Genomic DNA, 12,476 nt, shown 5'->3' with positions numbered 1-12,476 from the left:
GTTATTCAAGCATCTTGTCTTCGATGTCCAGTTCGTCATCGGGGAGCACCATTTCGCCGTTCGACAGGTTCGCCTCGACACGGGCAAGCAGCTTGAACAGCGCTTTCTGATCCTTCTTGTCGAGACCCTTCAATGCCTGCTTTTCGGTCTTCTTCACCGATTTCTCGATGGCATGGATGATTTCGCGGCCGGTATCGGTGAGGAAGATATGCGCCTGGCGGGCATCGGCGGACGAGGCGCGCTTTTCCAGAAAACCCTGCGCCTGCAGCCGGTTGATGGTCTTGGTGATGGTCGGTGGACGCACGCCGAGGCGGCCGGCAAGATTGCCGGGCGTCTGCCCGTCCTCGCGGTCGAGCGCCAGCATGATCTGGTCCTGGCCGGCATAGAAGCCATGCGCCAGAAGCCGGGCGGCGAGCGCCGTCCGCGCCAGCCGCGCCGCCGAATGCAGCCGGCTCATTGTTGCAGTCTTGTCCGCCTTGGCCATGCTCATCCCTCCTCGGCCGAACCGGTGCGGGCAGCATAGAAGCAGGCCGCCGATTGGCAATGACGATCGAAAACATTCCGGCTGGGAAAATAGCTTTGCCGGCAAGCTTCGCGGTGTTCGCCGTGGCTAATGCCAGATGTTTATTTCAGTTAGATGACAAACGACTTTCCGCAATGGCTGGATGGGGACATGACGAGGCGTTCTCAACCAGCCTTCACCGCGACCACCATCAAGGCCTGAAAAGCGTCCGCCATTTCCCGCAGCGCTGCCTGCGACAGCGGCCCGGCCTGCCGCGCAATGCCGTCCCGCGCGTTCGATGTGTCGCGTTTGCCGGGACGGTCGTTATAGGGCGCGACGGTGGCGAATATCTGCTCGCTGAGGCTGTCGGGGAAGAACATCTGGCCAGTCATCACCGAGCGGTCATCGGGGAAGATCTTGAAATGGATGTGGGTGGTGCGGCCGCGATACCAGCCGGGATAGATGGTGGCGAAAGAAGCAATGCCGCTTTCATCGGTTCTCTGCCAGCCGCGGAGAAAGCTCTGGCCGGACGTGTCGATATCCTGCCCGTCGCCCTGCCCGGGATAGCCGGAATAGGCGCCCTGGGCGTCGCAATGCCAGATATCGACGCGTGCGCCGGGAAGCGGCCGGCAGGCGGCGTCGACGAGTTGCAGCCGCACATTGAGGGCGATGCCCTTCTTGCCCTCGGTGACGTCGGTGCGTTCAAGCTTCGGGTCGAAATAGAACGGCCCTTCGGTGACCTCGGGCGTGATGGCGCAGACGCCGGCACCGGCTTCGAACAAAGCAAGCCCGGCATAGGGCGAAACCTGCCCGGCCCTTGCACCGGCGGGCAGGAATATGCCGCCAGCGGTAACCGCAACGAGACGGAGCGCCTGCCGACGGCTTAGTGGCGAGGACTTGTCGGACATCTGGCGTCTCTTCAATGCGAACAGCCCCCGTGAATGGCCCTTTGCCTATCTAAGCCCGTACCGCCAACGCGCCAATGAAAGTTCGGCAATGTGAGGAAAGTTCGGCAATACCAGCCTCTCTTTGGTCCACCGGTTTGCCTCGTGCAAAAGCCGAGCACACATCCTATATGGAGCCGACAATCCCTATTCGAGGCACAATATGAGCGACGCACAGACGCAGATCCCCGTAACCGTCCTCACCGGCTATCTCGGCGCCGGCAAGACGACACTGCTCAACCGCATCCTTTCGGAAAACCATGGCAAGCGCTACGCCGTCATCGTCAATGAATTCGGCGAGATCGGCATCGACAACGAGCTGATCGTGGAATCCGACGAGGAAATCTACGAGATGAACAATGGCTGCGTCTGCTGCACCGTGCGCGGCGACCTGATCCGCGTCGTCGAAGGCCTGATGCGCAGGCCCGGCCGCTTCGACGCCATCGTCGTCGAGACCACAGGCCTCGCCGATCCCGTGCCGGTAGCGCAAACCTTCTTCATGGACGACGACGTGCGTTCCAAGACCAGGCTCGATGCCGTGGTGGCGCTGGTCGACGCCAAGCACCTGCCGCTGCGCCTCAAGGATTCCCGCGAGGCCGAGGACCAGATCGCCTTTGCCGATGTCGTCGTGCTCAACAAGACCGATCTGGTCACCCCCGAAGAGCTGAGCAAGGTGGAGGCGACGATCCGCGCCATCAACCCGGCGGCACGAATCCATCGCACCACTCGCGCCAGCGTGGCGCTGTCCGAGGTGCTCGATCGCGGAGCGTTCGACCTGTCCCGGGCGCTGGAGAACGATCCGCACTTCCTCGAGGCGCATGACGATCACGACCATCACCACCATGATCACGACGGCCATGATCACCACGATCATGACGGGCATCATCATCATGCGCACGCTTCCGACATCCATGACGTGACGGTGCAGTCGGTGTCGCTGCGCGGCGGCGAGATGGACCCGAAAAAGTTCTTCCCGTGGATCGAGAAGGTCACCCAGATGGAAGGCCCGAACATCCTGCGGCTGAAAGGGATCATCGCGCTGAAGGGCGATGACGAGCGCTATGTCATCCAGGGCGTGCACATGATCATCGAGGGCGACCACCAGCGCGCCTGGAAGGACGGCGAGAAGCACGAGAGCCGGCTGGTGTTCATCGGCCGCGAACTCGACGCCGAGCGGCTGAAGACAAGCTTCGAGGCCTGCCAGGCCGCTTGATTTAGCTGCCCTTTCTTCCTTCTCCCCTTGTGAGAGAAGGAGCAGCCCGCAACGCTGGCGGTCTCTCCTCACGACGATCCGAAGCACGGGTTGAGACCCGCAGCTCAACCCCTTAAGGGTGAGGCAGCAGAAATCTCAAACGGAATGATCTCTCATGCCGACAGTCGCCCCGCTCGATCTCGAAGGCCACTGCCTCGCCGCCGTATTCCTCGGTGACGTGCCGCATTTTGCGCTGGCTGACGGCACAATCCATCGGCTCGACCACGGCCACAAGACGGTGCAGGCCAATGACGGAATGCTCGCCGCCTTCCATGATGCGGCAAACGACCGGCTGATCACCGGTGGTGAGGACGGCAAGATCTTTGCCGTGACCGCAGGCGGCAATACTGCGGAATTGGCGGCCGCGGGCAAAAAATGGATCACCAGCGTCGCCGCCGGGCCGCAAGGCGCTGTTGCCTATGCTTCGGGCAAGATTGCCTATGTGCGCTTTGCCGACAGCAAAACCAGGGAATTCTCGCATCCGCGCTCGGTCGAGGGGCTTGCCTTCTCGCCCAAGGGCATGCGCTTCGGCGTTGCCCGCTACAACGGCGCGACGCTGCATTTCCCGGCCGCCGACGGCAAGCCGGTCGAGCTCGAATGGGCCGGCGCCCACACCGGCATCACCTTCTCGCCGGACGGCGGCTTCGTCGTCACCACGATGCAGGAAAACGCGCTGCATGGCTGGAAGCTCGCCGACGGCAAGCACATGCGGATGTCCGGCTACCCCGGCAAGGTCAAAAGCCTGTCGTGGAGCGCCAAGGGCAAATGGCTGGCGAGTTCCGGCGCGCCGGCAGCGATCGTCTGGCCGTTTTCCGGCAAGGACGGGCCGATGGGCAAGGCGCCGCTGGAACTCGGCACGCGCGGCAATGCGATGGTCACCTCCGTCGCCTGTCACCCGAGCCAGGACGTCGTTGCCATCGGCTATGATGACGGCATGGTGATGGCGGTGCGCTTCGCCGACGCCAGGGAAGTGCTGTTGCGCCGGCCGGGCAAGGGCGCCATCACCTCGATGATGTGGGACAAGGAAGAGCGCCGCGTCGCCTTTGGCAGCGCTGCGGGCGATTGCGGCGTCATCGATATTTCGGCGTAACCTGTTACTTACTCGGCTCCGCAAGATACTTTGCCGGTCAATTCATCCGGTTTGCCGTCCTTTTCGGCATCAGCCGTAACATCATAGATTGAGAGCAAATAGCGGCCGTCATAGACGCCTTCGTCACTGGCCTTGGTCAGGATCGCCAGTTCGACATAGCCGTAGGCGTTTTCGACCTGCCGTTCGTGGTAGACGAGCAGCCGCAATTCCTTGTTGTCGAGCCAATATTGCGTGAGGTTCTGATCCCCGAATACCGTCTTGCGCAGACTGTCGCCAGCCGGCCTGCCCAGAATTTCGAGCTCGCCGCTAAAATTGAAGGTCGGCCCGCCCATGCCTCTGGTGACCCCGGCACCGACCTGAAATTTGACGGCTGCATCCTCGGCGGAACACCAGATGCCGCCGGACGCCAGAGCCGCACCAACCGACGACAGCAGCATTACTGCGCAGACGATCGCCCGCACCATCTTGTCCCCTCCAGCCGAAGTGCCATTGGCGCCCGAAGGCGGCTCGCGGTCAAGCGCCTGTTTTCATTCAAATGACCGCTGACCCAACACAGGGCAGCCACCCGGCCAATTGCGGTGGCGGATGCCGATTGTCTAAAGTGCGACTGAGAGGGCCGCCATGAACGTCATCAACCATGCAAAGACTTCCATCGGCGGCATCGGCCCGGCGCGGATCGCCAAGTTGCGCGCGACCGAGGCAGAAGTCTTCCGCCGGGCGCGGCCGAAATCGATGGCGAAAATCGGCAATGGCCTGCCCGGCTTCTTCGGCGGCGTGCCGATGCATTGGATGAACGACTGGCCGACGCCGTTCCCGATCCTCGTCGATAGCGCCAGGGGCGCCATCATCAGAGATATCGACGGCAACCGGCTCGACGATTTCTGCCTTGGCGACACCGGTTCGATGTTCGGTCATTCGCCGCCGCCGGTCGCACGCGCCATCCGCAGGCAGGCCGGACGCGGCCTGACCTACATGCTGCCTGCCGAGGACGCGCTTGTCATCGGGCCGCTGCTGCTGCAGCGTTTCGGTTTGCCGTTGTGGCAGATCGCGACGACGGCGACCGATGCCAACCGCTTCGCGCTGCGGGTTGCCCGCGCCGTTACCGGCCGGGAGAAGATACTGGTCTTCAACGGCTGCTATCATGGCTCGGTCGACGAGACGATGGTGCGGCTGGTCGCCGGCAGACCGGTGAATCGACCCGGACTGGCCGGCGAGTTCCGCGACCTGACGCGGGCAACTGATGTCGTCGAATTCAACGATCTGCCGGCGCTCGACGCTGCACTCCGGGGCAACGATGTCGCCTGCGTCATCGCCGAGCCGGTGCTGACCAATTCCTGCATGGTGCTGCCCGAAGCCGGCTTTCACGATGGCTTGCGGCGTCTCACCCGTGCGACCGGCACGCTGCTTCTAATCGACGAGACGCATACGATCTCGACCGGTCCCGGCGGCTATACCAGCAAACACGGGCTGGAGCCGGACCTGTTCGTGCTCGGCAAGCCGATTGCCGGCGGCGTACCGGCGAGCGTCTGGGGCATGAGCGAAGACGTTGCGGCCCGCTATGCCGCTTATATCAGCCGGAAGGAGCCCGGCTATTCCGGCATGGGGACGACGCTGTCGGGCAATCCGCTGCAATTCGCGGCGATGCGCGCCACGCTCGAACATGTCATGACCGACGCGAATTACAGCCATATGGACCATCTGGCGCGGCGGCTCGATGCCGGGCTGACCGCCGTCATCGATCGCTATCGTCTGCCCTGGCATGTTGCTCGCGTCGGCGCCCGCGTCGAGTTCATCTGCGCACCGGGCCCGTTGAGGAATGGCGGCGAGGCGGAAGCTGCGCATGCACCGGAGCTCGAAGCGGCAATCCATGTCGCGCTGGTCAATCGCGGCGTGCTGATCGCACCTTTCCACAACATGATGCTGATCTCTCCTGCGACCAGCGCCGCCCAGGTGAACCGGCTAATCACTGCCTTCGGCGCGGTTGCGGCAAAGCTTACGGCGTGAGACAAGCTTGCGGCATGAAACAAGCGCCCAAGCAAAGTTTGAACCTGGTCACGGCATCCCCTTCGGGCTCGACGCCTGCCGAGGCGCAGGCCTTTCTCGACGCTCATCCCGAGATCGAGGCGTTCGACATCGTGCTGACCGACGCCAATGGCGTCGGGCGCGGCAAGATCGTGCGCCGACATGAGTTGATGAGCATCTTCGAGGGTGGCCGGCACATGCCGATCTCGATCCTCGGCCTCGACATCACCGGCGAGGATGTTCACGAGACCGGGCTGATCTGGACGACCGGCGACGGCGACCTGCGGGCGTGGCCGATCCCCGGCACACTGGTGCCGCTGTTCGGCACCCAGCCGCCGCGCGGCCAGGTGCTGATGGCGATGTACCATCTCGATGGCCAGCCGATGTCGTCCGACCCGCGCCTGGCGCTCGCCCGCCAGGTAGACATCCTCGCGGCCAAGGGCCTGCATCCGGCCGGCGCATTCGAGCTCGAATTCTTCCTGCTCGCCAACGAGCGCGATGCCGAAGGCAAGGTACAGCCGGCGCACGCGGTGCTCGACGGACGCCGCTCGGCCAAGACGGAGGTCTATTCCGTCGACCATCTGCACGGCATGGAGCCGCTGTTTTCCGACATCTACGCCGCAGCCAAGGTGCAGGGCATCCCAGCCGAGACGGTCATCTCGGAATACGCGCCCGGCCAGTACGAGCTGACGCTGAACTACCGCAAGGACGTGATGCGGGCGGCCGACGATCTCGTCATGCTCAAGCGGCTGGTGCGGGCGCAGGCGCGCCGTCATGGTGTCACCGCTTGCTTCATGGCCAAGCCGATCGAGAAGTATGCCGGCTCGGGCATGCATTTTCATGTCTCGCTGCTGGACGATGCCGGCAAGAACGTCTTTGCCGAAACCGGCGGCGAAAGCTGGTCGCTGCCGCTGCTGCGCGGCCTCGGCGGACTGATCCAGACGATGGCGGAATCGATGCTGGTCTTTGCGCCGCACGCCAACTCATGGCGGCGCTTCGTATCGCAATCCTATGCGCCGGTGGCGCCGACCTGGGGCGTCAACAACCGTTCGGTGGCACTGCGTGTGCCGGCCGGCGATGCCAAGAACCGCCGCATCGAGCACCGGCCATCCGGCGTCGACGCGAATCCTTATTTGGTGGCAGCAACGGTGCTGGCAGGCATCGTCAAGGGCCTCGACGAAGGCCTCGATCCCGGTCCCGAGACCACCGGCAATGGCTACGAATCGGCCGTCACGCGCACGACGATGCCGGTCGACTGGCGTGCGGCGATCGAGGCGGCAAGGGCGTCGACCTTCCTCAAGGGCGCATTGGGCGAAGACCTGCACCGGACGTTCGTGGCGATCAAGCAGTCGGAATATCTGCGCGTGGCGCGCACGGTCAGCGAACTGGATTATCACCTGTATCTGCACGAGGTGTAGGCATCACATCGTCGGCCATCCGCTGGTGAAGGCCCATGCCGAATAATTTCAGCGGAACCTTCGGCAGGCTTTGCTCATTGCGTGTCTGATTGCAGGAGCGAACAAGGCCGCCCTAGTCATGATCGCCAAGATGCAGACAACCCCGACGCCGCACCATGCCAAAGTGCAGGCAAGACGCTTGCCGACCGGCAAATCCCCGGAAACGACAGAAATCGACGCCAGGACGATTCCCGAACTGCGCGAAACGGCTAAAATCTGCCGCCGTTGTCCGCTTTGGCACGACGCCACGCAGACTGTTTTCGGCGAAGGTCCCGACAGGGCCAAGGTGATCTTCGTCGGCGAACAGCCGGGCGACCAGGAGGATCTGGCGGGCAAGCCTTTCGTCGGACCGGCCGGCAAGGTGTTCGACGCGATCCTGGATGACGCCGGCGTCGATCGGCTGAAAGTCTACGTCACCAACGCGGTCAAGCATTTCAAGTTCGAGCCGCGCGGCAAGCGGCGCATCCACTCCAAGCCCAACGCCGGCGAGGTGCAGGCTTGCCGCTGGTGGCTCGACAAGGAGATCGATCTGATCAAGCCCAATCTGGCGGTAGCGCTCGGCGCAACGGCGGCGCAGGCGCTGCTCGGCAAGGTGGTGCCGATCATGAAGATGCGCGGGGCGGTCGTAGAGCGCGACGATGGCTTGCGTGTCTTCGTCACCATCCACCCGTCCTTCATCCTGCGCATTCGCGAGCCGGCGGACAAGCAGGCAGAACGCAAGCGGTTCCTGCAGGATATGAGAGCGGTGAAAAAGCTGATGGCCGCCTGAGCTATTTGATCAATATCGCCCGGAGATCGTTGACGTTTGTGCCGGTCGGACCGGGTACAAAAAGGTCATCTACGGCATTGAATGCCGTCCAGGCGTTGTTGCCGGCAAGCATGGCCTTGGCGTCGACGCTCGCCTTATGCATCCGCGACACTGTCGAGCCGTCGGCGAAGGCGCCGGCATTGTCTTCCGAACCGTCTATGCCGTCGGTGTCGGCGGCCAGTGCGTAGACGCCCGCCATGCCGCTGATGCCGATGGCGAAGGCGAGCAGGAATTCAGAGTTGCGGCCGCCCTTGCCTTTCGCGCGCAAGGTCACGGTCGTCTCGCCGCCCGACAGGATCAGCACCGGCTTTGCGAATGGCCGGTTGCGCGTCGCCACTTCGCGCGCGATCGCGGCGTGGACGCCGCCGACCTCACGCGCCTCGCCCTCGATGGAATCGGAGAGGATGACCGCTTCGATACCTTGGTGCCTGGCCTCGGCCGCAGCCGCTTCCAGCGATACGCCGGCCGAGGCGATCAGATGTACCTCGTTGCGCGAAAAACGCGAGTCGTCCGGACGCGGTGCATCGGCCGCCGGCGAATTGATATGCGCCATGACCGAAGCCGGCAGGCTCATGCCATAGGCAGCGATCGACGCCAATGCGTCCTCACGGCTGCTTATATCCGGCACGGTCGGACCAGAAGCGACCAGCGCCGGGTTATCGCCCGGAATGTCGGAGACCACCAGCGACACCACCCTGGCTGGATAGGCAGCGGCCGCCAGCCTGCCGCCCTTGATCGAGGAAAGATGTTTGCGGATGGTGTTCATCGCGGCGATCGGCGCGCCGGAGGCGAGCAGCGCCTCGTTGACGGCGATCTCATCGGCCAGCGTCAGACCTTCGGCAGGTGACGGCAGCAGCGCCGAACCGCCGCCGGAAATGAGCGCCACGACAAGGTCGTCCGCAGTCAGTCCCTGGATTTTTTCGAGCAGCCGTCGGGAAGCTTCGAGCCCCGCGGCATCCGGCACCGGATGCGCTGCCTCGATGATCTCGATGCGCCGGCAGGCTGCGCCATAGCCGTAGCGTGTGACGACCAGCCCCTCGATCGGCCCGTCCCACGCTTCCTCGAAAGCCGCCGCCATCTGCGCCGAGCCTTTTCCTGCACCGATGACGATGGTGCGGCCCTTCGGCCTTGCCGGCAAATGATCCTTGATCGTCCTCTGCGGATCGGCGGCGGCAACAGCGGCGTTGAAGATCGAGATGAGAAAGAGCTTGGGGTCTACCTCTGTCATTTTGCTTCCGCCGGCAATGCCAGCTCGCGCGCATTTATGCCGAGATACTCACAAAGCGCATTGACGACCACGCCGTGGTCCTCGCGCTCCGGCAGGCCGGAGACGGCGATCACGCCGATGACGCCGGCGCCCTTGACAGCGATGGGAAAGCCGCCACCGGCCAGCACGTAGTCGGCAACGTCCAGCCCCTCGCCAGGCTTGAAGCTGCGGTCGGGGCGCTGCTGCTCCAGCACCATGCGATAGGTGCTTTTCAGGAACCGCCGCACGACGTTGATCTTGCGCCGCGCCCAGTCCGGATTGGAAGCGTTCGAGCCGGGCATTGCCGCATAGAACAGCGGCCGGTCGAAGGTTCTGATATCGACGATGATCGGCAGGTTTTCCTCGAGGGCCCGGTCGTGGATCGCCGTGCCGATCTCGAAAGCGACAGCCTCGTCGAAGGCGGAGAAAACGAGCGTGGCTTCCTGTTTCTCGATCAGAGCGATGTCGTCCGCAACGGCCATGTCGTTCCCCTGTCAATCTCGCCTGTTGCTTTGGCGGATGGCTGCCGCCCGGTCAAGCCGGCCGCATACGACGGCTAAACCGCCATATCCGTCTTGGCCGCGCAGCCGGCGACATAGACCTCGCGCACGGCGCGGTCGTCGCCGAGCGTCTGCAGCAGAAACAATTCCTCGGCGAGCGTGTCCGCCGTCTCTACCCGCAGCCGCATCGCCGGCGTGGCGCGGGCGTCGAGCACGATGATATCGGCGTCGCTGCCTTCCTCCAGGGTGCCGATCTTTTCCACAAGCGACAGCGCCTCGGCATTGCCGCGGGTCAGTTGCCAGAAGGACTGGAACGGATTGAGCTTCTCGCCGTTCAGCGCGATCACCTTGTAGCCCTCGTCCATGGTGCGCAGCATCGAATAGTTGGTGCCACCGCCGACATCGGTGGCGGCGGCGATGCGAAGCGGCTTCTCGCGGCGACGATAGCGCTGATAATCGAACAGGCCCGAGCCGAGAAACAGGTTGGAGGTCGGGCAGAACACCGCCACCGAGCCGCTATCGGAAAGCGCATCCGCCTCGCGTTCCGACAGGTGGATGCAATGGCCGAACAGGCTTCTGCGCCCGAGCAGCCCATAGCGCTCATAGACATCGGTATAGTCCCGCGTCTGCGGGTACAATCGCTGTGTGAAGGCGATCTCCGCGTGGTTTTCCGACAGATGCGTCTGCATGTGCAGATCAGGATATTCGCGGCAGAGCGCGCCCGCCATCTCCAATTGCTCGGGCGACGAGGTGATGGCGAAGCGCGGCGTGATGGCATAGTGCTGGCGCCCCTTGCCGTGCCACTCATCGATCAACGTCTTGCTGTCGTCATAGCCCGATTGCGGCGTGTCGAGCACGCCGTCCGGCGCGTTGCGGTCCATCATCACCTTGCCGGCGATGTTGAGCATGTTGCGGTCGTGCGACTCGGCAAAGAACGCTTCGGCAGATTCCTTGTGTACCGAGCAATAGGCCGCGACTGTCGTCGTGCCATGCCGCAATACTTCATCCAGGAACAGCCTGGCGATACGGCGGCCATGCTGGGCGTCCTGGAATTTTGCCTCTTCCGGAAAAGTGTAGGTGTTCAGCCAGTCAAGCAGCTCGGCGCCGAAGGAAGCGATGACCTGCATCTGCGGAAAATGCGCGTGCGCATCGATGAACCCGGGCAGCAGCAGATGCGGCCTATGGTCGATCTTTTTTGTTCCCTCGCCCGCCTTTTTTTCGATCTCGGCATAGGCGCCCGCGGCAACGATCCTGCCGTCGCGGAGCAGCAAGCCGCCATCTTGCTCGTAGCGCCAGGCGGAATGGTCGTCGATGGTTTCGGGCCAGCGCAAAAACGACAGCGTGCGGCCGCGCAGCAGCGTGCTGGTCATGCTATTTCCCCGCGCCTTCGAACCATGCCACCAGCAGCGCCCGTTCCTTGTCGGTGATCTGGGTGACGTTGGCGGGCGGCATGGCGTGGCTGCGCCCGGCCTGCAGGTAGATCTCGCCGGCGTGCTCGGCGATGCCGGCATCGGTATCGAGCATCACGCCCTTCGGCGCGTGGTAAATGCCCTCGTAGGACGGCTCGGCCGCGTGGCACATCGAACAGCGGCCAAGCACCGTATCACGCACGGCGGGAAAATGCGCCGAGGCGACGTAGACCTGTGCCGCCGAGGACGTTTTGACCTCGCCGGTCAGCAGTTTCGGCACCGTCGACAGCCAGATGATGAGGACGAACAGGACGGCCGCCGCCAGCCAGGTCCAGGTCGGATTGCCTTTGCGCGCATGCCTGGTGTTGAAATAGTGCCGGATCAGCACGCCGATGATGAACACCAGCGAGGCGATGACCCAGTTGAACTCTGTCCCGAACGCCAGCGGATAATGGTTCGACAGCATCAGGAACAAAACCGGCAGCGTCAGGTAATTGTTGTGCAGCGAGCGCTGCTTGGCGATCTTGCCGTATTTCGGATCGGGCTTACGGCCGGCGATCAGGTCGGCGACGACGATCTTCTGGTTGGGGATAATGACCATGAAGACATTCGCCGACATGATCGTTGCGGTGATGGCGCCAAGATGCAGGAAGGCAGCGCGGCCGGTGAACAGGTGGGTCAGCCCCCAGGCCATGAATACCAGCACCCCATACAGCACCAGCATCAGGCCGGTGTCGCTGTTGCCGAGCGGCGAACGGCACAAGAGATCGTAGACCACCCAGCCGACACCGATCGTCGCCAGCGACAGCAGGATGCCTGTAGGCACCGACATCGCAAGCACATTGGGATCGATCAGGAACAGGTCCGCCCCGGCATAGTAGACGACGCACAGCATGGCGAAGCCTGACAGCCAGGTGGCGTAGGATTCCCATTTGAACCAGGTCAGGTGCTCGGGCATTTCAGCCGGTGCCACCAGATATTTCTGCACGTGGTAGAAGCCGCCACCATGCACCTGCCATTCCTCGCCGAAGGCTCCGGCAGGCATGCCCGGACGCTGGCGCAGCCCGAGGTCGAGCGCGACGAAATAAAAGGACGATCCAATCCAGGCGATGCCGGTAACGACGTGCAGCCAGCGCACGGCGAAACTCAGCCAATCCCAGAATATCGCGAAATCCATCATGAAAAACCGTCCCTGCCGATCGACTGACTTTACGGACTGGAGCGCAAACGGAAAGGGCCGAGACGC

12 protein-coding genes are annotated in these 12,476 nt (G+C 63.3%); 5 read left to right on the top strand and 7 right to left on the bottom strand.

All coding sequences use genetic code 11. The features are described 5' to 3' along the window. Position 1: 1 nt before the first annotated feature. Complete coding sequence (locus AC0L2X_RS13505; RefSeq protein ID WP_254816029.1) at positions 2–484, bottom strand: MarR family winged helix-turn-helix transcriptional regulator; 483 nt, start codon at positions 482–484, stop codon at positions 2–4. Positions 485–687: 203 nt separating this feature from the next. After that, on the bottom strand, positions 688–1,410 hold the full coding sequence (locus AC0L2X_RS13500) for an intradiol ring-cleavage dioxygenase (protein ID WP_473599926.1): 723 nt from the start codon (positions 1,408–1,410) through the stop codon (positions 688–690). Positions 1,411–1,609: 199 nt separating this feature from the next. Between AC0L2X_RS13500 and AC0L2X_RS13495 the strand changes: the two genes are divergently transcribed. Together AC0L2X_RS13495 and AC0L2X_RS13490 are read left to right on the top strand one after the other, a co-directional pair. Continuing rightward, a complete protein-coding gene (locus tag AC0L2X_RS13495) occupies positions 1,610–2,659 on the top strand; it encodes a CobW family GTP-binding protein (protein ID WP_352492679.1) in 1,050 nt (349 codons plus the stop codon). A 154-nt stretch (positions 2,660–2,813) separates the two neighbouring features. After that, complete coding sequence (locus AC0L2X_RS13490) at positions 2,814–3,788, top strand: WD40 repeat domain-containing protein (protein WP_352490370.1); 975 nt, start codon at positions 2,814–2,816, stop codon at positions 3,786–3,788. Between the two features lie 8 nt (positions 3,789–3,796). On the opposite strand, the gene AC0L2X_RS13485 is transcribed toward AC0L2X_RS13490, so the two are convergent. Further along, the gene (locus AC0L2X_RS13485) at positions 3,797–4,252 is read right to left on the bottom strand and encodes a hypothetical protein (protein ID WP_473599925.1); all 456 of its coding nucleotides are present in this window, start codon (positions 4,250–4,252) and stop codon (positions 3,797–3,799) included. Between the two features lie 157 nt (positions 4,253–4,409). Here AC0L2X_RS13485 and AC0L2X_RS13480 point away from each other — a divergent pair, with 157 nt between their 5' ends. From AC0L2X_RS13480 to AC0L2X_RS13470, 3 genes are all read left to right on the top strand, one after another. Beyond that, entirely contained in the window at positions 4,410–5,792 is a 1,383-nt protein-coding gene (locus tag AC0L2X_RS13480) for an aspartate aminotransferase family protein (RefSeq protein ID WP_473599924.1), read from the top strand. Positions 5,793–5,806: 14 nt separating this feature from the next. Beyond that, a complete protein-coding gene (locus tag AC0L2X_RS13475) occupies positions 5,807–7,228 on the top strand; it encodes a glutamine synthetase family protein (RefSeq protein ID WP_352915179.1) in 1,422 nt (473 codons plus the stop codon). Positions 7,229–7,313: 85 nt separating this feature from the next. Beyond that, on the top strand, positions 7,314–8,036 hold the full coding sequence (locus AC0L2X_RS13470) for a UdgX family uracil-DNA binding protein (RefSeq protein ID WP_473557854.1): 723 nt from the start codon (positions 7,314–7,316) through the stop codon (positions 8,034–8,036). Position 8,037: 1 nt separating this feature from the next. On the opposite strand, the gene AC0L2X_RS13465 is transcribed toward AC0L2X_RS13470, so the two are convergent. The 4 genes from AC0L2X_RS13465 to AC0L2X_RS13450 all read right to left on the bottom strand — a co-directional run bounded on the left by AC0L2X_RS13465 (position 8,038) and on the right by AC0L2X_RS13450 (position 12,410). Further along, positions 8,038–9,303 (bottom strand): glycerate kinase type-2 family protein, encoded by a 1,266-nt coding sequence (locus AC0L2X_RS13465; RefSeq protein ID WP_352490374.1) that lies wholly within the window; start codon positions 9,301–9,303, stop codon positions 8,038–8,040. Next, complete coding sequence (locus AC0L2X_RS13460; protein WP_352490375.1) at positions 9,300–9,803, bottom strand: heme-degrading domain-containing protein; 504 nt, start codon at positions 9,801–9,803, stop codon at positions 9,300–9,302. The genes AC0L2X_RS13465 and AC0L2X_RS13460 overlap by 4 nt, the downstream gene beginning before the upstream one ends. Before the next feature lie 74 nt (positions 9,804–9,877). Next, entirely contained in the window at positions 9,878–11,191 is a 1,314-nt protein-coding gene (gene guaD, locus AC0L2X_RS13455; RefSeq protein ID WP_352490376.1) for a guanine deaminase, read from the bottom strand. A gap of 1 nt (position 11,192) precedes the next feature. Next, positions 11,193–12,410 (bottom strand): urate hydroxylase PuuD, encoded by a 1,218-nt coding sequence (locus tag AC0L2X_RS13450; RefSeq protein ID WP_352490377.1) that lies wholly within the window; start codon positions 12,408–12,410, stop codon positions 11,193–11,195. Positions 12,411–12,476 lie beyond the last annotated feature (66 nt).

The organism is Mesorhizobium sp. WSM4828 (genome assembly GCF_055811175.1).
Note: the sequence above shows the minus strand (reverse complement) of the source record. Positions and strands in the feature narration are given on the sequence as shown.